The organism is Faecalibacterium sp. An192 (genome assembly GCF_002160175.1).
In the GTDB taxonomy this organism is placed as follows: domain Bacteria; phylum Bacillota; class Clostridia; order Oscillospirales; family Ruminococcaceae; genus Faecalibacterium.
Window position 1 is genome coordinate 26,155 of sequence record NZ_NFKB01000025.1, and the last position, 24,850, is coordinate 51,004.

A 24,850-nucleotide genomic window follows, 5' to 3' on the forward strand; every position below is an offset into this window, starting at 1 on the left:
TCCCGTTAAGAAATCCAGATTAGGGGGTATATTATGCCGGTGTTTAATAAGCATAACCGCAAGGGCGGTTTCATGGACGAAATTCGCTGCGATGAGCCATCGTATCTCATTTGGAAATGGCATCCTGCCGGTGTTCAACTTGGTAAGGGAAATAGAGAAAACGCTATTCGCTGGGGTTCTTCCCTGCGTGTTAAGGATGGCGAAGTGGCGGTCTTTGTCTATCCCCAATATGATGGCACTGCACAGGAGTATATTGAGGGACCTTGCGATCTGATTCTCAATACGGAAAATCTTCCCATTCTCGCAAGTCTTGTTGGCCTTGCGTATGATGGTGGAACACCTTTTCAGGCAGAGGTTTATTTTATCAATCTTGCCCGAATGATTCAGGTGAAGTTCGGCGTTCCATTTTTTGATATATACGATCCTCGCTTTGCGGATTTTGGCGTACCCGTTGCGGTTAGAGGTACAGTCAGTTTTAGCATTGCGGACTACAGAGAGTTTATCAAGTTACATCGTTTGAATAATTTTCAACTTGAGGATTTTCAGCAGCAAATCCGGGATACTGTTAGCCGGTATGTGAAGGATACAGTGGCTAACGCCCCGGCTGCCCATAATATTCCGGTGGTTCAGATTGAAACCAAAACAGCACAGATTAATGATGTAGTGGAGTATGATTTGGCCGAGCGGCTGAAGGAAAACTTCGGTATTCTGGTTTCTGGTGTGGATATTGGAGCCATTGAGATCGACAAAAACAGCGAGGGATACCGCCAGCTTATGGCTGTCACAAAGAATGTTGCCGCAACAAAGATCGAAGCCGAGACGCAGGATTACATGGAGCGTCTGCGTATCCAGCGTGAAGAAGGCCAGTATGCTGTGCACAAGCAGACGCAAACAGCCAATATTGGTGCTTTCCAAGTAGAGAAGCAGGCTGACGTTGGCATTGCAGGTGCACAGGCTCTTGGTCAGATGGGTGCCAATGGTGCCGGTGATGTGAATTTGGGTGGCTATGGAGACGGCTTTAATATGGCCGCTATGATGGCGAGTATGGCTGTCGGTGGTGCCGTCGGGCAGAATATCGCCGGAGCGATGAACAATATGATGGGCAGCATCAATCAGCAGACAACACCCAGTGTTGTACCTCCTCCCATTCCTACAGTGGCCTATCATGTAGCAATCAACGGGCAAGCTGCGGGTCCGTTTGATATGACCTCTCTTACGCAGATGGCCGCAAACGGGCAGCTGACTGGGGATAGTCTAGTATGGAAAAATGGTATGGCACATTGGGAAAAAGCAATATCGGTAGATGAACTGAAAGGATTGTTTAGCACAATGCCGCCGATTCCAGAAGAATGAAGGAGAGTTGAGAAATGATTAAATGTTCAAGGTGCGGAGCAGAATTGTCTGATGACACAAAATTTTGCTCATACTGCGGAAACAGAATTAATGCAACCACTCCTCCCCCTGCCGAAGAAGATTCCATTTCCTTTGAAACTTCCCATAAAACTTCTCATCCTGAAACAACTTGGTCAAATGGCGACAAGGTCGATGCTCCAAAATCCTTGGCAGATAAGATCAAGGATAAGGCTTCCGATAAATGGCACAATCTGAGTACATACGGAAAAATAACAACAGTTGCAATAAGCGCATTTGTTTTGCTATGTCTTGTGGCGCTACTGTTCGGTAAAACCGCTGCCGCTATTATTGCAATTTTGCAAATTGTTTTGACCGTGGCTGCGGTGTTTATGAAGAAGCAGGTCATCAAGGCACCTCAGAAGTGGCTTCATATTGTTGCGCTTGTCCTTGCCGTGATTCTGTTAGTACCGTATATGACCTTGTTTGGTATGGATTATGGTGATGCCGAGAAATTTGCGTGGTCCGATATTTTGCTTGCAGATGTTATTCCTGAGCCGAAATCTCATTTGGGAGAGATTTTAGCAAACTCTGACGAATACCTGTCTTTGTATGTGTATAAAACCAGCGCAGAAGATTACAGCAAGTATGTTGATGCTTGCGAGGAAAAGGGCTTTACGGTTGAAGCGGAGCAGTCTGATCTGTCTTATTACGCCTATAACGCGGATGGGTATAAATTGTCACTGTATTATGATGAAAATGACAGCAAAATGAGTATCAGCGTAGATGCTGCCGAGGAATATGGAGCACTCGTGTGGCCCGACAGTGAAATTGCGAGCATGCTTCCTGTCCCCAAATCGACAACAGGAGAAATTACTCAGGATGACGAAAAAGGTTTTGCAGCCTATGTAAGCGACACTCCGATTGAAGAATATAATGCTTATGTGGCGGCGTGTGCCGATAAGGGATTTACTGTGGAAGCCTCTGAATCAGAAAAATCGTATTCGGCAAAAAATAGTGACGGGTACCAGCTTTCCGTTTCGTATCAGGGAAATGGCGTTATGTCCATTTCTGTAGATGAACCAGAGTATGCAGTGTCTTTGGAAATCGAGTGTGTGGAAAATCTCCTGTTCAGCAAATATGATGTTGATGTTTACGTTGATGATTCCATGCAAGGGACTATCAGCCACGGGACTACCGAAACCTATAACCTGAATCTGACCAAGGGTGTTTACGAGATTAAATTTGTGAGTGCAGAAGATGATGAGGTAACAGGTGGGGTTTCTATAGACATTTATCAGGACGAATCCCTCAAATACAAGATTTCCTGTACCAGCTCACAGATCAGTGTTGAAACTATTCAAGGCACTGTTTCACAGCACGGTGAAGATGAGGCTGCTATGCCCCAATCTGCATCCTCGTACAAATACCAAAACTATGTGGATGTGCAAACGGAACTTTCAGAAGCCGGATTTACCAATATCTCTTTTGAAATTCTGTATGATATTGAACTCGGATGGACAGAAGAAGGCGAAGTGGATAGTGTGTCTGTGGATGGCAATGCCGAGTTTGAGCAGGGAGATATATTCAAGAAAGATATAGCCATCGTGATTACATATCATATGCCAGAAGAAGATGATCCTAACAAACCTGTTGAAAGTGAAACGCCAAACTCCACAACAGAACCCACCACTGAACCAACAGAAAATCTTACCGTAGAGAATTGTCCTGATCTTGCAGCACTTTTAACATTGCGTGATCCAGGTGATCCTTCCGTTGCGGCCTTTGCAAGCAAATACTATGGTCAAGTTATCGAATTTGACGGATGTGTAATGAACATGCAACACCATGGCGATTTTGATACTCGCTGGGATGTTCTGCTTGGTGCTGGTGATTATGACGAAAACAGCGCTTTGGGGCCGAATTTCCGTCTAACAGATGTCAACTTCTATGATATGAATGTATCAGGAGGTGACAGTGTGTATGCGGGGCTAAATGTTCACATTGTTGCAGAAGTTGGTGACTACAACTCGAATTCTCAGCTATTTGAATTGGACATCATAAGCATGGACATCAAAAACTGACCGCATGGCAAGAAGTCCTTAAGCGTAAAAACCCACAGACTTCATCCTTGCATAGGATGAAAGTCTGTGGGTTTTTGTGTTTTTTGGAGATTGTGAAATATGCAAGGCAGACTGGAAGCAGAGGTGTAAGCATCCTCGTCAGTCCGTTTCTCCCTTGGATTTCTCACGGCTCTTGTAGACATTATACTGATTCTTGCACCGGGCGCTGCAAAATGCGGCATTGGACCGGCTGCCCAAAAACACCTTATGGCAATGCTTGCACAGGCGCAAGGGCTGGTCATCGTCCACCAGCATAAAGCTGAACATCATCTGGATGCCCAGCAGCAGGGAATGGAAATCCCAATAGATGGTGGGCTTATCCAGCAGCTCGATGTGATAGCTGGGTGCGATCCCCCCAAATGCGGCCATAGCCTTGCGGTGTAGCCCACGTTCGTCCTCGCCCATGAAGTCATAGTCATTGTAGTAGAAAAAGGCGGTGGTAAGCGTAAAGGCCCAGTCCTTGAACTGCTGGGCTACCCAGTCGTAGGGTTCCGCATACTCCCGCTGGAAGCTCATGTTCTTGGCCATCGGCTCATCCATGAAGGTCATAGTCAAAGCAATCATGGCCCGGTCTCCGGACACATTCCATGTGGATTCAATGCCCTTCTTCACCACATCCAGCTGGTCGAAGGGGTAAAAGAGGGACAGATAGTGGTCTGTCGCCATGGATTCTTCCTTGATGAAATGGTTTTTCGGCAGGTACACCGCCTCGTAGTCCATAAAGGTCGGTGTGGTAGGCAGAGCGGTCATCAGCCCCAGCAGGCCGTACCGGGTGACAAACTCCATCACCGCCTTTTCCACTTCTGCCTCTGGTTTACGCCCCATCAGCAGCATCCCCACATTCAATGCATCCAGCACAATGTTCGGGACCTCTTTCAGCGGATTGTAGACATCCGGCTTTGCGTTTTTGCCGGGGGTGATGTACCGCTTGCCATCTTCCGCTGTTTTCAGCTCATAATGATCGTAGCGCACCCAATGAGAACGGGATTGTTCAAATAGATTCTTCATTATGCGTGCCCTTTCTGTTTCATCGTCCCTGTCATCAGGGGCGGTTTTTCTTTTTTCTGCGTTTGGTCTTGTTCTCCCGCCTGATCACGGCGTCCTTGCCCTGTTTCTTTGCGATTTTCGAGTATTCCTCCAAAAACCGGCGCTCCCGCAAGGTCAGGCTATTTTCCGGTTTGCAGCACAGATGTTCATACATCTGGCGCTGCAATTTTTTATGGATGGTTTTCCGCAGCTTGCGGATATTGCGGTCAGACTGCCCACGAATGGCAGCAAGCCGGGTGGTGCTGTAGAGCCGCAAAGAGAGAAAATACAGGACTTCCTTGTGTTCCTCGCTGAGAGTTTCGATCATGCCGGAGATAAATGGGTCGGCACTCAGCTGGTGCATCTCATAGGGACAGTCAAACAGAATATCCAGAAAGTTTCCGGCCATCAACTGCCGGTATGCAGGGTTGTTCATCCATCGGGGAATGAGCTTTGGCTCCGGCACCGCCTGGTATTCCAGCGGCACATCCCCACGGAGGTTTTCGTGGTCCCGCTCCCGGCGCTCCCGGTTCCGGTCCAGCTTGTTCCATTCGTCCACGACCACCCGGAAATCGCTTTCAGTGCGGGCCGCTTCCTCCAGCCGGCGCATGGCTTCGGCCCGTATCTCCCGCTTCAGCCGCTTTTCGCTGACCGGAGCAGCTTCTTCCTCCTCGTTCTCCAACTCGGCATCATAATCAACGGGATGCTCGTCCTGTTCCAGCTCGCTTTCCAGCTCTGCCAGGCGTTCTTCCGCAAGGGCCTGTTCCAGCGTTTCCTCCGCTGATCCGGCAGAGGCGTCCTCATCCCATCCGGTGAAGCCATCTTCGGTATCCAGAAGCTCGTCATCTGTGGGATACGCCATGACTCCACCTCCTTCAAAAAATTTTTATGATTTTTCAAAAAATGGTTCCGTTTTACACCCGGGATTTCTCCTATTAGTGAAAGGATAATCTGAAAGCAGATTACTTTTTTCGGAACCATATCAACATTATACAACAGCTGCGCCGGAAGCGCAAGAAAGAGAGGTTCTATGAAAAAAACGGCATCCAAGCATTTTTCAGAGGGGAGGGAGCGAAAATGACGCTGTTTGAGCTGGTGAAGCAAACGATTCGAGTGCGGGATGCAGCGGAGCATTACGGCTTGCAGGTCAATCGCAGCGGGATGTGCCGCTGCCCATTCCACGATGACCGGCACCCCAGCATGAAGCTGAATGAGAAGTATTTTTACTGCTTCGGCTGCGGGGCCACCGGCGATGTGATTGACCTTGTGGCAAGGCTCTTTGGTTTGAGCAGCTTCAAGGCGGCACAAAAACTGGCCCAGAACTTCGGAATTGACCCGGATAAGCCCCCGGCGGCAATCGCTCTGCCCAAGCCAAAACGCCCCCTGCTGACGGCATACCGGCAGGAGGAAATGCGCTGCCTTCGGGTGCTGTGTGATTATCTGCATCTTTTAGAACGCTGGAAGGTACAGTATGCGCCCAAGGTGCCGGAAGATGCTTTGGATGACCGGTTTGTGGAAGCCTGCCAAATGTTGGACTATGTGGAGTATCTGGCGGATTTGCTCATTGCCGCCGAACTGGAACAGCGGATAAGAATCGTAGAAATGCTGAACAAAGAGGACCTGATTGCCAGCTTGGAGGAGCGGCTGGAACGACAACAGAAGGAGGAAACGCCCTATGAAGAAAAACAATCCGCCTGACGGAATGCCCGTCTGGTTTGATGGAAAAAACATCAACGAAGCCCTGTTTTGTGAGGAGTTCTTGCAGACGCACAAGATTCTCTTCACAAACGGGGCTTTTTTCACGCCCGAAGGCCGTGTAACCGATGAGCTGCCCCTGCGGGGAGAGATTTTTGAGGAGCTGAAATGCTGTGCGGTCAGCAATATCCCCCGCAAAATCAGCAACATTGTGGAGCTGATGAAGCTGGCGGCGCTGGTGGAGGATTTTCCACCGAAGGCTGACCGGATTCACCTCTCCAACGGGACGCTTTTTCTGGACGGAAAATTTGTGGAGGGAAAATCTGAAATCGTCCGCAACCGGTTCCCCGTGGCCTACAACCCCAACGCCCCGAAACCCGTCCTCTGGCTGCAATTTCTGGACGGCCTGCTCTACCCGGAGGACATCCCCACCTTGCAGGAATACATCGGCTACTGCCTGATCCCCAGCAACAAGGGCCAGCGGATGATGGTCATCAAAGGCAACGGCGGCGAAGGCAAGAGCCAGATCGGCGTTGTGCTGGGAACTTTGTTCGGCTCCAACATGAAGGATGGCAGCATCGGGAAAATATCCGAGAACCGATTTGCCCGTGCCGACCTGGAGCATATCCTCCTGTGTGTGGATGACGATATGCGGATGGAAGCCCTGCGCCAGACCAACTATGTAAAATCCATCGTCACCGCCCAGGGCAAGATGGATTTGGAGCGCAAGGGCAAGCAGAGCTATCAGGGATGGATGTGCGCCCGGCTGCTGGCCTTCTCTAACGGCGATTTGCAGGCACTGTTTGACAGGAGCGACGGGTTCTACCGCCGCCAGCTGGTGCTGACCACAAAAGATAAGCCTACTGGCCGTGTGGATGATCCCGACCTGGCCGAGAAAATGAAGGCCGAGGTGGAGGGCATCCTGCTGTGGGCCTGTAAGGGCTTGCAAAGGCTGGCTGCCAACAACTTCAAGTTTACCGAGAGCCAGCGCACTAAAGACAACCGGGAGGCTGTCAAACGGGACAATAATAATATTTTTGATTTTCTGGAATCCGAGGGATATATTCGGCTGAAAGCAGACAGTACCATCAGTTCTAAAGAACTGTATGAGATTTACCAGATGTGGTGCGAGGAAAACAATCTTACGGCGCTGAAGCGGCGCAGCTTTAGTGATGCTGTGATCGCCAATCAGGGCAAGTACAATCTGGAATACTGCAACAGAATCACCAACATCGCCGGGCGGCGGGTGTGGGGATTTTTCGGAATTGAAGCGATTGCCAGACCTTATATAAACGGATTTTCCAATGTTTCGGAAGATACGTACGTACCGAGGCAGGCCGAGTAACTCAGTGCTTTTGTACGTATGTACACAGCATTTCACCCAAAACCGTTCTATAGAGGACTCTCGTATCGCACCCCAAACGGCAGACAAACCACGCCTTTGTTTGCTGCCGGATGGCTGGTGTTTGGCAGAACATCGGCTGTCCGGGCTGAACAACAGGAAACGATGCAGATGGTTTCCGGGCAGTTCAGCAGCGATCATCGCAATGACCGCAATCCCCCCTCGGGAGAGCCCACGGCACTTTGCAGCCCTTCGGGATGAAAGTGTCATAGTGGGTTATTACACTTCCCGCAGGAAGTGCATCCCCGTCCCCCAGCCGTCTGCTGCTGAGCTGAAAGGAGCTGACTTGTATGGCCAGAAATGACGGAATCGACCGTACCTTTGCCCGTAATCAGGACTTGCCCACCCTTGATGATGTGGCAAAGGTGCAGGAACACAATGAACGAGAAAAGGACAACTACTCCAACCAGGACATTGATACCAGCCAGACCCACCGGAATATTCACTTCAAAACCCCCACCGACAGCTATGCTGCCATGTTCGATCAGATGATTGCCGATGGCGTTATCTCCACCCGTGGCCTGAAGGCCGATGCGGTAAAATACGGGGAACTGATTTTCGATGTGAACTCCGCTTACTTCCACAATCACGGCGGCTATGAATATGCCAAACAATTTTACACCGACGCATACAAAGCAGCCGTAGAGATCGTGGGTGGTGAGCAGTATATTCTCTCCGCTGTCATGCACGCTGATGAGCGCAACCGGGCTATGTCGGAAGCTCTGGGTCAGGATGTGTACCACTACCACCTTCATGTGGTCTATGTCCCGGTGGTGGAAAAACAGATTCTCTGGTCGAAGCGGTGCAAGGATAAGTCGCTTGTGGGCACGGTCAAGGAGACCATCATGCAGGTCAGCCGCAGCAAAAAGTGGGAATCCAGGGTGGCTCTGGATGAGCAGGGAAATCCACTTCTGACCGCCAAGGGGAAGAAAGTTCTGCGGGCATCGTACAGTGTCCTGCAAGACGATTTCTTCAACTATATGAAAGCTGCTGGATATACCGATGTGGAGCGTGGAGAGCGTGGCAGCACCGAGGAACATCTGACAGTGACCCAATTCAAGGTGGCACAGGAGCAGCAGCGTCTGGAGGCTATGACCGCTCAGATCGCTCAGACGGAGCAGACCTTAAATAACACGCAGGCCGCCATTGAAAAAAAGGAAAAGGAGCTGCAATCCCTGCAAAAGCAGGCAAAAGAGCAGCGCACCGCTGCTTTGACTGTGCAGGAAATCCGCTCCATGGGAAAAAAGACCATTACCGGCAATATCACACTCACTCCATCCGAGTGCAATATCCTCAAGGACTATGCAACCACTGGTCTTCTGGTCAAAGCGGAAAACAGCCGCTTGGAAGAAAAGCTACGCAGCGCCCAATGGAGTGCCGCCATCTGGAAACAGAGATACGATGCCCTGTACAACGCATATCAAGAATTGAAGAAAGAGGTCCAGCCGTATCTGGACGCTGTCAAGCTCGCACCTGAAAAGGTACGGGCTTTTTTTGATGCCATTTTGACACGGACCCGACAAGCAAGGCAACCGACCAAACCTATTCGCCGCAAGCAAGATATGGAACGCTGAAAGAAAGGAATTTTACTGCCTATGATGAATCAGAACCAGCAGGCAACGAACCTGCCCATTGATCGTAAGATGCTGCTCTCCATTCGTGAGGCAGCCGAATACAGCAACATCGGAATCAACAAAATCGACGAGATGCTGAAACAACCCAACTGCCCCTTTGTCCTGTATGTGGGCACTAAAAAATTGGTAAAACGTAAGGCATTTGAGGAGTTTATCGAAGGTCGGGTTGCGATTTGACAAAACAGCCGTTTTTGGTGCGCCGGACGCTGATTGGTGCGCACCAAAAACGGCGTAATATATTGAAAAAATTGTGTTTTTGTGTTAGAGTAGAGTGTCGTGATGAACTCACGTTTCCTACTCTAAGGAAAGGAGTTCATTATATGGGCAAAAACTTAAAAGGCAGAGAATGCGGAAAAGGTATCTGCCAGAGAAAAGACGGTAAGTACGCCGCAAGATATACCGCAAAGGACGGTTCCCGCAAGGAAAAGCATTTCGATACGCTCCCGGAAGCTCGCAACTGGCTTGCCGATGCACAGTACGAAGATAAGCACGATGTTCACAATCCATCCTCAGAAATGACGGTGGATTCCTGGTTTGAGTTCTGGATCACCCATCTGATTGCAGATCTGGCACCCAATACCAAGAGAAATTACCGGGAACGGTATCGAGTGAACATCCAGCCGGTCATCGGAAGTATGCGCTTGTGTGATGTCAAACCGATGCATTGCAAGATCGTTCTGAACAAGATGGAAGCAACTTATGCAGGTTCTACCATCCGTCAGGCGTATATTGCGATGGGAACCATGTTCCGTGCAGCAGTCATGAACGATATGCTCATCAAGCATCCCATGGACGGAGTTCGTTTTTCAAAGCCGGTCCGTGCCGTGGATGACATTAAGTTCCTGACTGTAGAAGAACAGGCCGCTTTTCTGGAAACCGCAAAGCGATCTCACAATTATAGGCAGTATATACTGCTGTTGGAGACCGGGCTGCGGACTTCGGAAATGATCGGATTGACCTGGGATTCTATTGACTGGAAAAAGCGGACGCTGACCGTCAGCAAAACGCTGGAGTACCGCCATAGTGAAGGAATCTGGCGTGCCGGTCCTCCCAAAACCAATAGCAGCTACCGCACCATTCCGCTGACAACCCGTGCATACGATGTATTAAAATCGTGCTACGAAGAACGTCACACCCGCAAAGAATCAGAACTGCTGTCTCAAATTCTGGAATATGTGGATCGCCGTACCGGAGAGCCACAGTATCTCTGTATGAGAGATTTGGTGTTTATCAATTATCGTACCGGAGAACCCGCCAAAAACAGTTCCTATGACACGCATCTGTACAAACTCTGCGATGAGGCCAAAATCAAACGGTTTTGTATGCACGCTCTGAGACACACCTATGCGACCCGTGCGATTGAAAGCGGAGTGCTGCCGAAAGTCCTGCAAAGGCTGCTGGGTCATTCCAGCATCAAAACAACCATGGACCGCTATGTCCATGTCACGGATGATTCCCTGACCAACGCCATCAAACAGTTTGAGCAAAACACCAGTCTGGCAAGTTGAAAAATGGTGCGCTGCTGAAAAATTGGTGCGGAATTGGTGCGGTGGACATTCCCCTAAACCCAGAAACCATTGAAGACACGAGAAAAATGAAAGAGAGTTGAGATATATGAAATTAGGTATCGTCGGCCTGCCCAACGTGGGCAAGTCCACCCTGTTCAACGCCATCACCTCGACCCGCAACGCCGAGGCCGCCAACTATCCTTTCTGCACCATCGAGCCCAACAGCGGCATCGTGGCGGTGCCCGACAGCCGGCTGGACAAGCTGGCTGAAATCTGGCAGACCAATAAAAAGACTCCCGCCATTGTGGAGTTCGTGGATATCGCCGGCCTGGTGAAGGGCGCTGCACAGGGCGCCGGCCTGGGCAACAAGTTCCTGGGCCATATCCGGGAATGCGACGCCCTGGTCCATGTGGTGCGCTGCTTTGACGACGACAATATCATCCACGTGGTGGAGGATGTGACCCGCGCCGAGGCCGTGGACCCCATCTCGGATATCGACGTCATCGACTATGAGCTGATCCTGTCCGACCTGGAAGTGGTTCAGAACCGGGCCGGCCGGATGGCCAAGGCCGCCAAGAGCGGCAACAACAAGGGCGCAGCCGCCGAGGCTGCCTGGCTGGAACAGCTGGCCGCCCATCTGGCTGAGGGCAAGCCTGCCCGCAGCTTTGACTGGGACGAAACCAGCGACGACCAGCAGAACGTCCTGCGCGAGATGGGCCTGCTGAGCGCCAAGCCGGTGCTGTACGCCTGCAACGTGGGCGAAGATGACCTGATGGAGGGCATCGAGAACAACAAGTATGTTCCCCTGGTGGCCCAGCGGGCCGCCGCCGAGGGCGCCAAGGTCATCCCCATCTGCGCCCGCACTGAGGAGGACATCGCCGACTACAGCCCCGAGGAAAAGAAAGCCTTCCTGGCCGAGATGGGCATCCAGTCCAGCGGCCTGGACAACCTGATTACCGCCAGCTATGACCTGCTGGGCCTGATCTCCTTTCTGACCGACGGCAAGAAGGAATGCCGCGCCTGGACCATCCGCCGCGGCACCAAGGCTCCCCAGGCTGCCGGCAAGATCCACAGCGACTTTGAGCGGGGCTTCATCCGGGCCAGCGTCATCCATTACGCCGACCTGGAAGCCAACAACTTCGACTATGCCGCCGTCAAGGCCAAGGGCATGCAGCACACCGAGGGCAAGGAATACGTGGTGGAGGACGGGGACGTCATCGAGTTCCTGTTCAACGTCTAAGGAGGTGGACGCAATGGTCATCGGCATTATGGGCGCCATGCCCGACGAGGTGGATCAGCTCTGCGCCCGCCTGACCGACGTGCAGGTTGAGGGCTACGGCGGCGTGCAGTATCACTGCGGCAGCCTGGCCGGACGCCAGGTGGTGGTCTGCTGCGCCGGCATGGGCAAGGCCAACGCCGCCGCCACCACCCAGGTCCTGATCACCAAATACGCCGCCCAGCAGATCATCTTCTCGGGCATCGCCGGGAACATGACCAGCAAAATCGGCATCGGCGATGTGGTCATCGGCGGAACGGTGCTGTATCATGACGCCCAGCTGGACATGATCTGCCAGAATCCCCCCTATCTGAAGGAATACCACGGCGATCCCGCCCTGATTGCAGCGGCCGAAGCCGCCTGCGCCGAGGCCGGGGTCCGGTACATCACCGGCAAGATCGCCACCGGCGACCTGTTCATCGGGGACAGCGCCTCCAAGGAGGCCATCGCCGCCAAGTGCGACCCCGACTGCGTGGAGATGGAGGGCGCCGCCGTCAGCCAGATTGCGGCCAAGAACAACGTTCCCTGCGTCATCCTGCGGGCCATGAGTGACAACGCCGACGAGGACGGCCACGAGGTTCTGGTGGTGAAGAAATTCAGCATTGCGGAATATGTAGCCACCGCCACCCGGATTGTGGCCTCCATGATCCAGCGGCTGTAATCCCCCGCCCCATCATTCATACGACAAAAGGCGCAGCCTTCCACACCGGGAGGCTGCGCCTTTCTTTGGGTCTTGTTACAGGAACTGTTCCAGCTTGATGCGGTTGTCCTCCTCAAAGTTCTGGAGCCGCTGCATCAGCCGTTTGGTGCCGGGGGCGGCGTTGGGATAATCCTTCTGGCACTTGATGCAGTCCATCACGCCCTGGCTGCTGCCCTCGGACAGCATCTCGGCCAGGTTCCGGGTGGACTTGTCGGTGAGGGTTTTCATGCTGATCCCCATTTTGGTGTTCATCTTGGCAAAGGCGGACTGGCCCTGCGCCTGGCCGCCGCAGGCCTCCATGTCGCTGTGGGCCTCCTGGCTCAGCTCCTGATAGCCGTTCCGCTCCCGAATCAGTTCGGCGCGGAACCGGGCATCGTCGGTCATGGGCAGGATCTGGGCCAGGGTATTTTTGCCCATCTCGGTGTTCTGGATGACCGCCTCCAGCATATTCAGGTTATCGTTTTTCTGGTGTTCCATCGAAAAAGCCTCCTTTTGGGTCTGGGAACGCCCCCGCAAGGGGGGACTTTGGTTCCTAGTGTGTACCAAAAGGAGGCTTTTATACCGTGGGTTTCGGGGCACAAAAAATCCGGCCGGAGGGCGGACGCCGTTCCGGCCGGATACAGGTTTGATCTCAGTCCCGGGCGCAGATGCAGTTGCCGCCGCTGGACACTGCGGCACACAGCCGCTTGTCGCACAGGTGGTACAGGTTCTCCCAGCTGCGCTGGCCCTCGGCCAGCTCAGAGGTGCCCGCCACGCCGATGGACAGGGTGAAGGCCACCCGGCTCATCATGCCGGTGCCGGCGATGCAGCTGCAGGGCATGGAGGCGTAATGCTGCCGGACTTCTTCCTCCAGCTGGGCCACCGTCATTCCCTCACAGACAATCAGGAGAATCCCGCCGTGGAGGCGGCAGACCACCCGGCTGTTGGGCACGTCGTAGTGTTTTTTCCACTGGTTGACGATGGTGCAGACGATCTGGTCCAGAGAGGCCTGCCCGTGGGCGTACCGCAGGCGGTCGGCCTCGTCCAGCGACACCAGCGCCGCGGCGGCCTGGCCGCCGGCCTGGAGGATTTCATCCAGCCGGGGGCTGAACACCGTCTCCACATAGCGGCGGTTGTAGGCGCCGGTCAGGAAGTCCCGGTTGAGGTCCTCCCGCACCAGTTCCCGCTCCCGCTCGGTCATCCGGTCCTCGGGCAGAGTGTTGCCCGCCAGGGGCGCGCTCATCTGGATGCCATAGCTGGCCCCATCCACCTTGACGCGGCGGCGGAGCACACAGCTCACCTGGCCGCCCCCCTGCTCATAACTCACCTGCATGGCGTCATCCTGCCAGTGATCCTCGGACTCGGGCGGCAGCGCAACAACGCTGACGTCCTCAAAGACCATCTGTAAAGCCTCGGTCAACCTTTGCAGGTCCTGCACCGTACATCCTTTTTTCATCGCTGTTTCCCCCGCTATGCGCCGGTCCTTCTTCATGGGCCGCGGCGGCAAAATCCCTCCGTCCGGCTTTGCTCCCCACGCTCCAAGGCGGCTGCATATTCCCTCAGACGGGCCCTCTGCCCATCCATTTGCCAGCTTGTCTAAATAACCAGCATATGTAAATTATATCACGGACTGGATCTATTTTCCAGCCGCGGGGGCAACTTTCCCCCCGGATTGCGGAAATTTTGTCATTCTGCTAAAAGATTCTCCCGGGTACGGCAGCTTACCTCACATTCCTGGCGGATTCGCTCGGCCAGGGCGGCGGTGTCAAAGCCTTTCTTGGCCCGCCATGCCCAGTTGCCGCCCAGACGGCCCGGGGTGTTCAGATGGGCCTCGGCGCCCAGGCCCAGCCAGTCGTACAGGGCGATGATGGCCCGGTCCGCCGGGGAGCTGAGGGCCGCCCGGAGAATGGCCTGACGGGCCTCGGCGGGCTCCACCAGGGCAGCCTGGGCCGCGGTGGGCTTGAGGTAGCTGGTCAGGTGCAGATAGGCGGCAACGTTCCGCTTTTCGGTCTTGGTGGCCACGTTTTCCCACCAGTCGGTGATGGTGGTGTTGTCGTGGGTGCCGGGGTATACCACGCAGTTCTTGATGTGGTTGTAGGGCAGGTATTCATTGTCCCCGCCGGTGAAGGCAAACTGCAGCACCTTCATGCCGGGGAAGCCGCTGTCGGCCAGCAGCTGGCGGACGCTGTCGGTCAGATCGCCCAGGTCCTCCGCGATGATGGGCAGCTGGCCCAGGGCGTTCTCCAGGGCGTGGAACAGCTCCATGCCGGGGCCCTGCTCCCACTTGCCGGTCTTGGCGGTGGCGCTGGAAGCCGGGATGGCCCAATAAGTATCGAACCCGCGGAAGTGGTCAATCCGCACCAGGTCATAAATCGAGGTGGCGTAGCGCACCCGCTTGATCCACCAGGCAAAGCCGGTCTTGCGGTGATAGTCCCAGTCATAGAGGGGGTTGCCCCACAGCTGGCCGTCGGCGGCAAAGTAGTCCGGCGGGCATCCGGCCACCCGGGCGAACCGGCCCTCGCCGTCCAGCTCAAAGAGGCTGCCGCCCACCCAGGCGTCCACCGAGTCGGCCGAGACGTAAATGGGCATATCGCCCAGAATCTTGATGCCCCTGGCGTTGGCGTAGGCTTTCAGCTTGCTCCACTGCTTGCTGAATTCATACTGGAGGAACTTCCAGAAGCCGATCTCATCCTGGTTTTCGGCGGCGTAGCGGCGGAGGGCCTCGGCGTCCCGCAGGCGGTATTCCCGGGGCCACTCGGTCCAGGGCTTCATCTTCTGCTCCGACTTGAGGGCCATGTACAGGGCGTAGTCGTCCAGCCAGTCCTCCTGGGTCAGGGTGAAGGCGTAATAGTCGTCGGGGTAGTACGTCTCGCAGCCATGGACGCCGACGCACTTGGCCTGCCATGCCTTATAGGCGGCCCGCAGGAGCTCATAGCGGCTGTTGTACAGGGCGCCGTAGTCCACCACGCAGGGGTCCTCGCCCCAGTCGGCTTCCTCCAGCTGCTCTTTTGTGAGCAGGCCCTCGGCCTGCAGGGCTTCCAGGTCGATGAAATAGGGGTTGCCGGCAAAGGCCGAACAGCTCTGATAGGGACTGTCCCCGTAGCCGGTGGGGCTGAGGGGCAGAATCTGCCAGATGCTCTGGCCTGCCGCCGCCAGAAAATCCACAAACTTCACAGCCTCTGCGCCGAAGCAGCCGATCCCGTAGGGGCCGGGCAGGCTGGAAATCGGCATCAAAATTCCACTTTCACGCATGTTCCGTTCCTCTCTTTTTTCAAACGTGCCGCCCTTTTATGCGCGGCCCTGTCTATTTTATGATATCACAACCGGTAACTATTTTCCACAGGCAAAAATCGTGGTATAATAGCCCTAAACGGGCTATTTGACCTAAATGACAGCGCTTCGCGCCCATTGGTTTTTGTCTGCCGTTTCCCGCTGTTCAGAGAGAGGAAATCCATCATGCACCCAACCGAACGTTTTTACGAAGCCGACCCCTACCGCACCGAGGCGGACGTCCTGATTGAGGCCGCCGAGCCTCTGGCCGAGGGCGGGGGCCGCATTGCCATGACCGGCACCATCTTTTATCCCGAAGGAGGCGGCCAGCCCGCCGACCGGGGTACCCTGACCCTGCCCGACGGCACCGTCCTGCCGGTAACCGACGTCCACGAAAAAGAGGGCATCATCTGGCACACTGTGTCCCTCCTGCCCCCCGACGCCAAAGCCGGGGTTCCCGTCCATCAGCAGATTGACTGGGAGTGGCGGTTTGACAAGATGCAGCAGCACACCGGCGAACACATCCTGTCCGGAACCCTGCACCGTCTGTTTGGGGCCGAAAATGTGGGCTTTCACATCGGCAGCGAGGCGGTGCGGATGGACACCAGCGTCCCCATCAGCCCCGAGGGGCTGCGCCAGGCCGAGGCGGAGGCCAACCGCTTTGTCTGGCGGGATCTGCCGGTCCAGATCAGCTATCCCAGCCGGGAGGAGCTAGCCCACATGACCTACCGCAGCAAAAAGGAGATCGAAGGCCAGGTGCGGATTGTCACCATTCCCGGGGCCGACGTCTGCGCCTGCTGCGGTACCCACACCGCCACCACCGGCCAGGTGGGTCTCATCAAGATTCTGGCAGCGGAACACTACAAGGGCGGGATGCGGCTGTCGGTGGTCTGCGGCGGACGGGCCCTGGCCGAAGTCCAGGCCATGCAGGACCGCCAGAGCACCATTGTGGCCCTGTTGAGCGCCAAGCCCGCCGAGACGGCCAACGCCGTCCGCCGGGTTCACGCCGAACTCACCGCCCTCAAGTACACCCAGTACGGCCTGTGCGGCCAGCTCTTTGACGCGCTGGCCGGGGCGGTGGACCCCCACGAGGACGCCATCCGAACGGTGGCCGGTCTGGACCCCGACGGGCTCCACCGGCTGGCGGTGCGGCTCACCGAAGCCACCGACGGCCTGTGCGCCGCCCTCACCCCCACCGACAAGGGCTGCGGCTACTGTCTGGCCCGCCGGGACGGGGACGTCCGTCCCCTCACCAAGGCCCTCAACGCCGCCTGCGGCGGACGGGGCGGCGGAAAGCCCGGCATCTGCCAGGGCAGCTGTTCCGCCGGGCCGGAAGAAGTGGCCGCCTTCCTGCAGAACGCAGCCCATTCGTAAAATCATCAATCCATAAAACAAGGAGTATAACCCTATGCGCATGCGTTTCAAGCCCTACGCGCGGGCCGAGCTGCTCGCCGCCGACTTCCACATCCATGACCCCTTCCACCTGCAGGGCCAGTGGCACAACCAGTTCGCCAACCCGGATCTGCCCCTGGTGCTGGAGCTGGGCTGCGGCAAGGGCGGCTTTATCTCCCAGCTGGCCGCCGCCCACCCCGAAAACAACTATCTGGGCATCGACATCACCGACAAGGTGCTGATTCTGGCCAAGCGGAAAATTGAGGCGGCCTACGCCGCCGTCAACCGTCCCATCGACAACGTGCGGATTATGAGCGCCGACATCGAGCGGATTCGCAATCTGTTTACCCCCGAGGACACCGTCAGCCGGATTTACATCAACTTCTGCAACCCCTGGAGCAAGAACGCTTCCTCCAACAAGCACCGCCTGACCCATCCCCGGCAGCTGATCCAGTACCGGGATTTTCTGGTGGACGGCGGGGAAATCTATTTCAAGACCGACGACGATGACCTGTTCCGGGACAGCCTGGCCTACTTCCCTGCGGCGGGCTACGAAATCACTTGGCAGACTTACGATCTCCACGAGAATGAGCCGGCCTGGAACATCCGCACCGAGCACGAGGGGATGTTCACCGAAATGGGCATCAACATCAAAGCCCTGATCGCCCGCAAAATCCCCGGCGACGACAGCGTCACCTGGGTGGAACCCAAGCGCCGCGGCGGCCAGGACGAGGACGACGCCGAAGCCCCTGCCTCCGGCAGCGAGGAATAACCGGCTTTTTTGAGAGGCTGTCTTATGATCTTTGGATTCACCTTGTATCAAATCGCAGCGTATTTCCTGATTTACTCTTTCCTGGGCTGGGGGCTGGAGGTGGCTTATGCCGCCGTCACCACCGGCAAGCTGGTCAACCGCGGCTTTCTGAACGGCCCGGTCTGCCCCATCTACGGTTTCGGGATGCTGACCATGCTGTTTTTCCTGACCCCGCTGCTGAACAACAATATCCTGCTGTTCATCGGAGGCGTCATCATTCCCAGCGCCATCGAGCTGGCGGGCGGCTGGCTGCTGTATAAGATCTACCACACCCGCTGGTGGGACTACACCGACCGGCCCTTCAACCTGGGCGGCTATATCTGCCTGGAATTCTCCCTCTACTGGGGCCTGGGCGCCGTCTTTATGATGAAGCTGGTCCATCCCACCATTGCCGCCCTGGTGGGCATGGTGCCCACCACCGCGGGATGGATCATCCTTGCCCTGCTGTACATCCTGTACGGCGTGGACCTGGTGGTCACCACCATCACCGCCACCGGTCTGGCGGAGGAGCTGGAAGCTCTGGAGCGGATTGCGGACGGCATCCACGACATCAGCGACGTGATGACCGACCTGATCGGCTCCACCGCCCTGGACGCCGACCAAAAGCTGGACGAGAGCCGTCTCCAGATCAAGCTGGCCCAGGCCGAGCTGCGGACCGCAGGCGAAAAGCTGTCGGCCAAGGAGATCCGCCGCACCTCCCGTGCTGCCCGTGACAAGGCGGACGAGGCCATCGAGGCCGCCCGCCGGGCCGGCGAGCTGGCCCGGCTGAACGCCATGGAGGCCGCCGAAGCGGCCCGTCTGGCTGCCGCCGGCACCATGGAGCGGGCCACCGACCGGGCCGCCGAGCTGCTCCAGCTGGAAGACCTGCGGGCCGAGCTGGAAGCCCGTTCGGAGGAAATGCAGGCCCAGATGCGGGCCCAGATGCAGCACGGCTCCTTCTTTGGCGCCGGCCGTCTGCTCCACGCCTTCCCCCGGATGCGCCACGGCCGCCGTCACCTCTCCCTGGACGCTCTGCGGGAACGCCTGCGCCGGAAGGACGACGACGAATCCCAGTCCTGAATACCAAAAAAGCTGCCGCAGGGTTTTGGCCCTGCAGCAGCTTTTCTTTTTGTATTCCCTTTTGATTTTCCCGGGAAACCGGCCCCTCAGGGACCGGTTCCGCCTTCATCAGGTGAGCTGATTGGGATAGATGACGAAGTTGACTTCCTTGTTCTCCAGGCGGTAGACAATCCGCAGGGTCTGGAGGTTCTCGGTGATCTGGCCGATGCAGTCAATGTGGGAAGCGCCCTTGGGGACTTTGGCGTATGTATTCTCCTTGCGGGGCTGGCCTGCCGAACCGGTGTAGCAGACGGCGCCGAACTTGCCGTCGTTCAGGTACATGCCGTTGTTGTAGCCCCAGATGACAGCGGGGGCCTTCACCATCCGGTTGGCGTTGGGATAGGTGGGATACTCGCTGGTTTCCTCGGCGTTCTTCTCCCAGCGGTAGAAGTAATCCCGCACCTTTTCGTCGGTGTACTTGGTCTCGAACCAGTCGAAGCTGTAGCGCTTGTTGTACAGCTCGATGTCGGCGTCGGTGGTGTTGGTCATCTCGATCCGGAGATAGACATAGCGCTGGCCGTCCTCCACCTTCAGCTGATAGTTGGACGCCACATCGGTGTGGTTGGAGGCGGTGACCTCCCAGGCCTCGGCAATCTTCATGGAAACCGTGCCGCCATTTTTGTCGGTCCAGGTGACGGTCTCTCCCAGGCCATACTCGGCGTCAAACTTGGTGCAGCCGCCCAGGAGGCTGGACGAGGCCAAGGCCAGGGCGCCTATGCCGGCGCACCTCATAAAGTTTCTGCGGGAGATTTTGCAAGACATAGGATGTCCTCCTTCACGTTTCTTATGTTACACCGGCCCTGCAGCCCGAAAAAGCTGCCGCGGCATACGTCTCGGTATGGTTTGATTCTATCACAGGGGGCAGATTGTGTCAATCAACACCCAGAATTTTTCATTGGATACGTCCTTTTTTCGATTTTTGCGCCGGGCCGCCGGGCGGCCCGCTGATCCATGAGCCGCCTGCATGTATACGTTTGATGGGTGCAATTTATTTCATCTGTTTTTCCACAGCGGACGCCTTGCAGGGCCGGTCTGCGGTCCATTATAATAGAGTCAGAGAAGACCCAAGGAGGGATGTTCCATGAAATCTTCGGTCCTTCATCTGCCTGCCCACTGCGCCCCCATCGGGGCGGAAAACCTGGCCGGCATCGACGGCGGATGCTGCCACCGCGCTGCCGGCTGCTGTGCCGTTTCCTACGACTGTCCCTATCAGGGCCAGCCCGCCGGACGGCATGCCCGCCGGCGCCGCCACGCTGCCTGGTGCCAGCCCGACTGCACCGGTTTTGACTGCATGGTACAGGCCGAATGACCCCCAAACCAAGCCGCTGCAACTGCCTTTGCAGCGGCGCTTTTTGTTTGTTGGATGCATGGCATTGACTTTCCTGTCCAAAACCGGTACACTGGGACGTAGGAAAAAAGCCGCGCCGTCCCGGGAGTGGACAGCGCCGGGAAATGGAGGTTCATCCCTATGAAAATCGCACTCATCAACGAAAACAGCCAGGCCGCCAAGAATGGCATCATCCTCGCCGCCCTCAAGAAGGTGGTGGAGCCCATGGGCCATGAGGTGGTCAACTACGGCATGTACGCCGCCGACGATGCTGCCCAGCTGACCTACGTTCAGAACGGCATCCTGGCCGCCATCCTGCTGAACAGCGGCGCCGCCGACTATGTCATCACCGGCTGCGGCACCGGCGAGGGCGCCATGCTGGCCCTGAACAGCTTCCCCGGCGTCATCTGCGGCCACGTGGAAGATCCCGTGGACGCTTACACCTTTGCCCACGTCAACGACGGCAACGCGGTGGCCCTGCCCTTCGCCAAGGGCTTCGGCTGGGGCGGCGAGCTGAACCTGGAGTACATCTTCGAGAAGCTGTTCGGCTTCGGCCACGGCCAGGGCTATCCCAAGGAGCGCCGCGAGCCCGAGCAGCGGAACAAGATCATCCTGGACGGCGTCCGCGCCAACAACTTCAAGCCCCTGATCGACTGCCTGAAGGGCCTGGACCCCGCTCTGGTCAAGGGCGCTGTGGCCGGCGAGCACTTCAGCGAGCTGTTCTTCCCCGCCTGCAAGGATCAGGAGCTGGCCGACTACGTCAAGACCCTGCTGGACTGAGCCTCTGACCCTCCGATTCCACCCCACACCCAGAAAGGATAACCGCTAACCCATGCTGCAACTCTTTGAACAAATGGACTCCGGGATGGAGACCGCCCTGGCCGTCTCTGTCCCTCTGATTTCCGGCATCGCCGAGCTGATCGGCCTGCTCATCATCGTAGTCAGCCTGCTGCGCACCACCTACCACTATCTGCGGGTAGTTTTGTTCCACGACGACTACGACTATCATCTGGAGATGAGCACCGGCCTGATTACGGCGCTGGAGTTCCTGATGGCGGCCGAGGTCTCCAAGACCATCCTGCTGCCCAGCCTGGACGCCGTCCTTCTGCTGGTGGCAACCTTTGGTTCCCGCGCCCTGATGAGCATACTGCTGCGGGTGGAAATGCGCTCGGAGCGGGCCGAGCGGGCCGAGGCCAAGCGCGACGAACGCCGGGCCGAGCGCCGGGCGGAACTGGAGTCCAGTCCCTTCTGGCCCTGGAAACCCGGCTCTGCCGGCGAATCCGCCGGGGCGGACCGTTCCGACGGTCCCGACCAGCGGGAAGCTCAGTGACCGGCTTGGGCATTTTGGCGAAAAGCAGGGGCCGCCTTTTGGCGACGCTGTGAAACGTCCCAAAACGCCGCGCCCGTTCTTGACATTTCGCACAAAGCGAGCTATACTGACATCGTCGAAAGCAAAGGCGCTGACGGACTGGAGTCTGTCAGCGTCTTTTTGTTTTCGCGGCCCGGCGCCTTCCGCTTTTCGGGGAGAATAGAGGGCTCTCTGAGAGGCGGCCCCTGCCGCAAGGGTTACGGTGCGCGGGCGTTCTCCTTCTTCTTTTTCTTTCCTTTTACCAGATGCAGAAAGCAGAGCAGCCTCCGCCCCCAGCCTCCGACAGGGCGGGGGCTGTTTTGCTGGGGCAGACAGGTTTTTGCCCCGCCCGCTTGCATTTTTGCCGCAGGTGTGCTACAATCTTCTCAGTTTCATCCTGGCCAAGCGTGAGAGGGCCCCGGCGCCCTCTCGGATGCGGACAAACAGGGGCAGAACCGCGACGCCTGAGAGAGGGCTGCCGCCGCAGCGATGCGGCGTGCTGCAAGCAGCCTGGCGCAGCCCGCCCCCTACCACCGCGGAGTGCAGAGGCGAACCTCTGCCGGGTGTGCCCGTTACAGCACATCGAGAGGCGCAGCCCTCTGGGCGGCGCAATTCGGGTGGAACCGTGGAGCGTTCCCGGCAAAGAATGACCGGCGCTTCATCCCGTGCATACGTTCTGCGGGATGAAGCGCTTTTTTATTTTCCATGCAAACCCTATTTGGAGAAAGGAATACTGCGATGAAGATCATTTACAATGACGGCACCGTTGCTGAGTGCCCGCAGGACCAGGAACTGCACGTTTTGCGCCACACCGCCGCCCACATCATGGCACAGGCCATCAAGCGCCTGTACCCCGAGGCTGACTTCGGCTATGGCCCCGCCACCGAGAACGGCTTCTACTACGACGTGGACCTGGGCGACACCAAGCTGACCGACGAGGATCTGGCCGCCATCGAGAAAGAGATGCGGAAGATCGTCAAGGAGAACCTGCCCATCAAGGCCTTCATCCTGCCCCGTCCCGAGGCCATCAAGCTGATGGAGGACCGTCAGGAGAAGTTCAAGGTGGAGCACATCGGCGATCTGCCCGAGGATGCCACCATCAGCTTCTATCAGCAGGGCGAGTACATTGATATGTGCGTCGGCCCCCACCTGACCTACACCAAGGCCCTGAAGGCCTTCAAGATCACCCAGCAGTCGGGCGCCTACTGGAAGGGCGACAAGGACAACAAGATGCTCACCCGCATCAACGGCGTCGCCTTCCGCACCCAGGAGGAGCTGGAAGCCTGGGAGAAGCAGCAGGAAGAAGCCCGCGCCCGGGATCACCGCCGCATCGGCAAGGAAATGGGCCTGTTCATGACCGACGACCTGGTGGGCCGCGGCCTGCCCATGTTCCTGCCCAACGGCTACACCGTCTGGCAGGAGCTGGAGAACTATATCAAGGCCAAGGAGCGCGCCCGGGGCTATCAGCACGTCATGACCCCCTGCGTCGGCACCGTCAACCTGTACAAGACCTCCGGCCACTGGGATCACTACCGTGAGAACATGTTCCCCGCCATGGAGATGGAGGGCGAGAGCTACGTCCTGCGTCCCATGAACTGCCCCCACCACATGATGATTTACGCCAACCGGCCCCACTCCTACCGCCAGCTGCCCATCCGCATCGGCGAAATCGCCCACGATTTCCGGTATGAGTCCAGCGGCACCCTGAAGGGCATCGAGCGCGGCCGTCACTTCTGCCAGAACGACGCCCACCTGTTCGTGACCCCCAGCCAGATCAAGAGCGAAGTGGCCGCCGTCTGCGACCTGATTTTCGAGGTGTACAAGGACTTCGGCATCACCGACTACCGCTGCGTGCTGTCCCTGCGCGACCCCGCCGACAAGAAGAAGTACCACGACGATGACGCCATGTGGGATCACGCCGAGACCGCCCTGCGCGAGGTTCTGACCGAGCTGGGCATCAACTTCACCGAGGAGATCGGCGAGGCTGCCTTCTATGGTCCCAAGCTGGACGTCAACGTCCGTCCCGCCGTGGGCGCCGAGTACACCCTGTCCACCTGCCAGCTGGACTTCTGCCTGCCGGCCAAGTTCCACCTGACCTACGTGGACAGCGACGGCACCGAAAAGACCCCCGTGGTCCTGCACCGCGCCATCCTGGGCTCCATTGACCGCTTCATGGCCTACCTGATCGAGGAGACCAAGGGCCGCTTCCCCACCTGGCTGGCACCCACCCAGGTCAAGGTCCTGCCCGTCTCGGAGAAGACCCTGGACTACGCCACCGAGGTCACCGAGAAGCTGGTTGCCGCCGGCATCCGCGTTGCTCTGGACAGCGACAACGAGAAGATCGGCTACAAGATCCGCGAGGCCCAGCAGGTGGACCGCGTGCCCTATATGCTGGTCCTGGGCGCCAAGGAAGCCGAGGCCGGCAACGTCTCGGTCCGTGACCGCAAGGGCGAAACCACTACCATGGAGCTGGATGCCTTCATCCAGAAGGTCTGCAACGAAATCGCCACCCGCGCCCACGAGTAACCCCCATCCTTTCAACTGGTACCAGCAACTGCTGTGAACTTCACAAGGCCCTGCCGGCGGTCAGGTCTCAGCCTCTTTAGGAAGGCTCCCGGCCTGCGGCCCGGTACGATGCAAAGTCTGTCATCGCCTGATTTTCTGATCCACAGCAGAGCTTCATAAAAACACAAATCCCCGTTCCTGTAAAAAGGAACGGGGATTTTCTCTTCCCCCGCGGCTGCGCCGCCGCCCCCAAGGGCTAAAACACAGGGTACATTCTCTATTCTATATGTTTCCCCGTATAACAAACAATGCGAGGGCCAGCTCGTGAGAGCCGGCCCTCGCAGAGGGACCCTATCTTTCGTGACGCAAAAGTTCTTTTGTTTTGGTGCGATCAACAACAGAAGGA

Annotated in this window: 22 protein-coding genes; 16 read left to right on the top strand and 6 right to left on the bottom strand. The window is 56.8% G+C overall.

Annotated features, from left to right (window positions below; all coding sequences use genetic code 11):
* Positions 1-33: 33 nt before the first annotated feature.
* A complete protein-coding gene (locus B5F27_RS08915) occupies positions 34-1,353 on the top strand; it encodes an SPFH domain-containing protein (RefSeq protein ID WP_087366688.1) in 1,320 nt (439 codons plus the stop codon).
* Between the two features lie 14 nt (positions 1,354-1,367).
* Positions 1,368-3,434, top strand: a complete 2,067-nt coding sequence (locus B5F27_RS08920; protein ID WP_087366742.1) for a DUF4839 domain-containing protein — start codon at positions 1,368-1,370, stop codon at positions 3,432-3,434.
* A 138-nt stretch (positions 3,435-3,572) separates the two neighbouring features.
* Here B5F27_RS08920 and B5F27_RS08925 read toward each other — a convergent pair whose 3' ends face one another.
* Both B5F27_RS08925 and B5F27_RS08930 read right to left on the bottom strand, forming a co-directional pair.
* Positions 3,573-4,481 (bottom strand): hypothetical protein, encoded by a 909-nt coding sequence (locus tag B5F27_RS08925; RefSeq protein ID WP_087366746.1) that lies wholly within the window; start codon positions 4,479-4,481, stop codon positions 3,573-3,575.
* Positions 4,482-4,515: 34 nt separating this feature from the next.
* The gene (locus B5F27_RS08930; RefSeq protein WP_204897036.1) at positions 4,516-5,361 is read right to left on the bottom strand and encodes a sigma-70 family RNA polymerase sigma factor; all 846 of its coding nucleotides are present in this window, start codon (positions 5,359-5,361) and stop codon (positions 4,516-4,518) included.
* Positions 5,362-5,576: 215 nt separating this feature from the next.
* On the opposite strand from B5F27_RS08930, the gene B5F27_RS08935 reads away from it, so the two are divergent.
* The 7 genes from B5F27_RS08935 (at position 5,577) to B5F27_RS08965 (ending at position 12,675) form a co-directional block, all read left to right on the top strand.
* The gene (locus B5F27_RS08935; protein WP_087366691.1) at positions 5,577-6,197 is read left to right on the top strand and encodes a CHC2 zinc finger domain-containing protein; all 621 of its coding nucleotides are present in this window, start codon (positions 5,577-5,579) and stop codon (positions 6,195-6,197) included.
* Entirely contained in the window at positions 6,175-7,539 is a 1,365-nt protein-coding gene (locus B5F27_RS08940; protein ID WP_087366694.1) for a phage/plasmid primase, P4 family, read from the top strand. The genes B5F27_RS08935 and B5F27_RS08940 overlap by 23 nt, the downstream gene beginning before the upstream one ends.
* A gap of 347 nt (positions 7,540-7,886) precedes the next feature.
* Positions 7,887-9,170, top strand: a complete 1,284-nt coding sequence (locus B5F27_RS08945) for a plasmid recombination protein (protein WP_087366697.1) — start codon at positions 7,887-7,889, stop codon at positions 9,168-9,170.
* 21 nt (positions 9,171-9,191) lie between these two features.
* Positions 9,192-9,407: an excisionase gene (locus tag B5F27_RS08950; RefSeq protein WP_333559428.1), complete on the top strand. Its 216-nt coding sequence runs from the start codon at positions 9,192-9,194 to the stop codon at positions 9,405-9,407.
* Between the two features lie 143 nt (positions 9,408-9,550).
* Entirely contained in the window at positions 9,551-10,738 is a 1,188-nt protein-coding gene (locus tag B5F27_RS08955; protein WP_087366700.1) for a site-specific integrase, read from the top strand.
* A 106-nt stretch (positions 10,739-10,844) separates the two neighbouring features.
* Positions 10,845-11,978: a redox-regulated ATPase YchF gene (gene ychF / locus B5F27_RS08960; protein WP_087366703.1), complete on the top strand. Its 1,134-nt coding sequence runs from the start codon at positions 10,845-10,847 to the stop codon at positions 11,976-11,978.
* Between the two features lie 13 nt (positions 11,979-11,991).
* Complete coding sequence (locus B5F27_RS08965; RefSeq protein ID WP_087366706.1) at positions 11,992-12,675, top strand: 5'-methylthioadenosine/adenosylhomocysteine nucleosidase; 684 nt, start codon at positions 11,992-11,994, stop codon at positions 12,673-12,675.
* A gap of 75 nt (positions 12,676-12,750) precedes the next feature.
* On the opposite strand, the gene B5F27_RS08970 is transcribed toward B5F27_RS08965, so the two are convergent.
* The 3 genes from B5F27_RS08970 to malQ form a co-directional block, all read right to left on the bottom strand.
* Positions 12,751-13,191: a hypothetical protein gene (locus tag B5F27_RS08970; RefSeq protein ID WP_087366709.1), complete on the bottom strand. Its 441-nt coding sequence runs from the start codon at positions 13,189-13,191 to the stop codon at positions 12,751-12,753.
* Positions 13,192-13,345: 154 nt separating this feature from the next.
* Positions 13,346-14,149 (bottom strand): GGDEF domain-containing protein, encoded by an 804-nt coding sequence (locus tag B5F27_RS08975; protein ID WP_087366712.1) that lies wholly within the window; start codon positions 14,147-14,149, stop codon positions 13,346-13,348.
* 230 nt (positions 14,150-14,379) lie between these two features.
* Positions 14,380-15,945, bottom strand: a complete 1,566-nt coding sequence (gene malQ / locus B5F27_RS08980; protein ID WP_087366715.1) for a 4-alpha-glucanotransferase — start codon at positions 15,943-15,945, stop codon at positions 14,380-14,382.
* Between the two features lie 204 nt (positions 15,946-16,149).
* Between malQ and B5F27_RS08985 the strand changes: the two genes are divergently transcribed.
* Genes B5F27_RS08985 through B5F27_RS08995 form a run of 3 tightly spaced genes read left to right on the top strand, consistent with a single transcriptional unit; the run spans position 16,150 to position 19,225 of the window.
* Positions 16,150-17,337, top strand: a complete 1,188-nt coding sequence (locus B5F27_RS08985) for an alanyl-tRNA editing protein (RefSeq protein WP_087366719.1) — start codon at positions 16,150-16,152, stop codon at positions 17,335-17,337.
* Between the two features lie 34 nt (positions 17,338-17,371).
* Positions 17,372-18,127 carry a tRNA (guanosine(46)-N7)-methyltransferase TrmB gene (gene trmB, locus B5F27_RS08990; RefSeq protein ID WP_087247989.1) on the top strand — a complete coding sequence of 252 codons (756 nt, stop codon included), beginning with the start codon at positions 17,372-17,374 and terminating at the stop codon, positions 18,125-18,127.
* Between the two features lie 24 nt (positions 18,128-18,151).
* Positions 18,152-19,225 carry a putative ABC transporter permease gene (locus tag B5F27_RS08995; RefSeq protein ID WP_087366723.1) on the top strand — a complete coding sequence of 358 codons (1,074 nt, stop codon included), beginning with the start codon at positions 18,152-18,154 and terminating at the stop codon, positions 19,223-19,225.
* Positions 19,226-19,333: 108 nt separating this feature from the next.
* On the opposite strand, the gene B5F27_RS09000 is transcribed toward B5F27_RS08995, so the two are convergent.
* Positions 19,334-20,026, bottom strand: a complete 693-nt coding sequence (locus tag B5F27_RS09000; protein WP_087366726.1) for a hypothetical protein — start codon at positions 20,024-20,026, stop codon at positions 19,334-19,336.
* A 319-nt stretch (positions 20,027-20,345) separates the two neighbouring features.
* Between B5F27_RS09000 and B5F27_RS09005 the strand changes: the two genes are divergently transcribed.
* From B5F27_RS09005 to thrS, 4 genes are all read left to right on the top strand, one after another.
* Positions 20,346-20,573 (top strand): hypothetical protein, encoded by a 228-nt coding sequence (locus B5F27_RS09005; protein ID WP_087247995.1) that lies wholly within the window; start codon positions 20,346-20,348, stop codon positions 20,571-20,573.
* Positions 20,574-20,732: 159 nt separating this feature from the next.
* Positions 20,733-21,371 (top strand): RpiB/LacA/LacB family sugar-phosphate isomerase, encoded by a 639-nt coding sequence (locus B5F27_RS09010; RefSeq protein ID WP_087366730.1) that lies wholly within the window; start codon positions 20,733-20,735, stop codon positions 21,369-21,371.
* A gap of 52 nt (positions 21,372-21,423) precedes the next feature.
* Complete coding sequence (locus B5F27_RS09015) at positions 21,424-21,921, top strand: DUF1622 domain-containing protein (RefSeq protein ID WP_087366733.1); 498 nt, start codon at positions 21,424-21,426, stop codon at positions 21,919-21,921.
* 756 nt (positions 21,922-22,677) lie between these two features.
* Positions 22,678-24,465, top strand: coding sequence for a threonine--tRNA ligase (gene thrS, locus B5F27_RS09020; protein WP_087366736.1), 1,788 nt, complete (start codon positions 22,678-22,680; stop codon positions 24,463-24,465).
* Positions 24,466-24,850 lie beyond the last annotated feature (385 nt).

Excerpts from the sequence above, each read along its gene's own strand:
- B5F27_RS08985 (WP_087366719.1), top strand. The coding sequence starts at position 16,150 with ATGCACCCAACCGAACGTTTTTACGAAGCCGACCCCTACCGCACCGAG.
- B5F27_RS08940 (WP_087366694.1), top strand. The coding sequence starts at position 6,175 with ATGAAGAAAAACAATCCGCCTGACGGAATGCCCGTCTGGTTTGATGGA.
- B5F27_RS09010 (WP_087366730.1), top strand. The coding sequence starts at position 20,733 with ATGAAAATCGCACTCATCAACGAAAACAGCCAGGCCGCCAAGAATGGC.
- B5F27_RS08950 (WP_333559428.1), top strand. The coding sequence starts at position 9,192 with ATGATGAATCAGAACCAGCAGGCAACGAACCTGCCCATTGATCGTAAG.
- B5F27_RS08975 (WP_087366712.1), bottom strand. The coding sequence starts at position 14,149 with ATGAAAAAAGGATGTACGGTGCAGGACCTGCAAAGGTTGACCGAGGCT.
- B5F27_RS08995 (WP_087366723.1), top strand. The coding sequence starts at position 18,152 with ATGATCTTTGGATTCACCTTGTATCAAATCGCAGCGTATTTCCTGATT.
- B5F27_RS09005 (WP_087247995.1), top strand. The coding sequence starts at position 20,346 with ATGAAATCTTCGGTCCTTCATCTGCCTGCCCACTGCGCCCCCATCGGG.
- B5F27_RS08935 (WP_087366691.1), top strand. The coding sequence starts at position 5,577 with ATGACGCTGTTTGAGCTGGTGAAGCAAACGATTCGAGTGCGGGATGCA.
- thrS (WP_087366736.1), top strand. The coding sequence starts at position 22,678 with ATGAAGATCATTTACAATGACGGCACCGTTGCTGAGTGCCCGCAGGAC.
- B5F27_RS08945 (WP_087366697.1), top strand. The coding sequence starts at position 7,887 with ATGGCCAGAAATGACGGAATCGACCGTACCTTTGCCCGTAATCAGGAC.
- ychF (WP_087366703.1), top strand. The coding sequence starts at position 10,845 with ATGAAATTAGGTATCGTCGGCCTGCCCAACGTGGGCAAGTCCACCCTG.
- B5F27_RS08930 (WP_204897036.1), bottom strand. The coding sequence starts at position 5,361 with ATGGCGTATCCCACAGATGACGAGCTTCTGGATACCGAAGATGGCTTC.
- B5F27_RS09000 (WP_087366726.1), bottom strand. The coding sequence starts at position 20,026 with ATGTCTTGCAAAATCTCCCGCAGAAACTTTATGAGGTGCGCCGGCATA.
- B5F27_RS08925 (WP_087366746.1), bottom strand. The coding sequence starts at position 4,481 with ATGAAGAATCTATTTGAACAATCCCGTTCTCATTGGGTGCGCTACGAT.
- B5F27_RS08920 (WP_087366742.1), top strand. The coding sequence starts at position 1,368 with ATGATTAAATGTTCAAGGTGCGGAGCAGAATTGTCTGATGACACAAAA.
- B5F27_RS08915 (WP_087366688.1), top strand. The coding sequence starts at position 34 with ATGCCGGTGTTTAATAAGCATAACCGCAAGGGCGGTTTCATGGACGAA.
- trmB (WP_087247989.1), top strand. The coding sequence starts at position 17,372 with ATGCGCATGCGTTTCAAGCCCTACGCGCGGGCCGAGCTGCTCGCCGCC.
- B5F27_RS08965 (WP_087366706.1), top strand. The coding sequence starts at position 11,992 with ATGGTCATCGGCATTATGGGCGCCATGCCCGACGAGGTGGATCAGCTC.
- B5F27_RS09015 (WP_087366733.1), top strand. The coding sequence starts at position 21,424 with ATGCTGCAACTCTTTGAACAAATGGACTCCGGGATGGAGACCGCCCTG.
- B5F27_RS08955 (WP_087366700.1), top strand. The coding sequence starts at position 9,551 with ATGGGCAAAAACTTAAAAGGCAGAGAATGCGGAAAAGGTATCTGCCAG.
- B5F27_RS08970 (WP_087366709.1), bottom strand. The coding sequence starts at position 13,191 with ATGGAACACCAGAAAAACGATAACCTGAATATGCTGGAGGCGGTCATC.
- malQ (WP_087366715.1), bottom strand. The coding sequence starts at position 15,945 with ATGCGTGAAAGTGGAATTTTGATGCCGATTTCCAGCCTGCCCGGCCCC.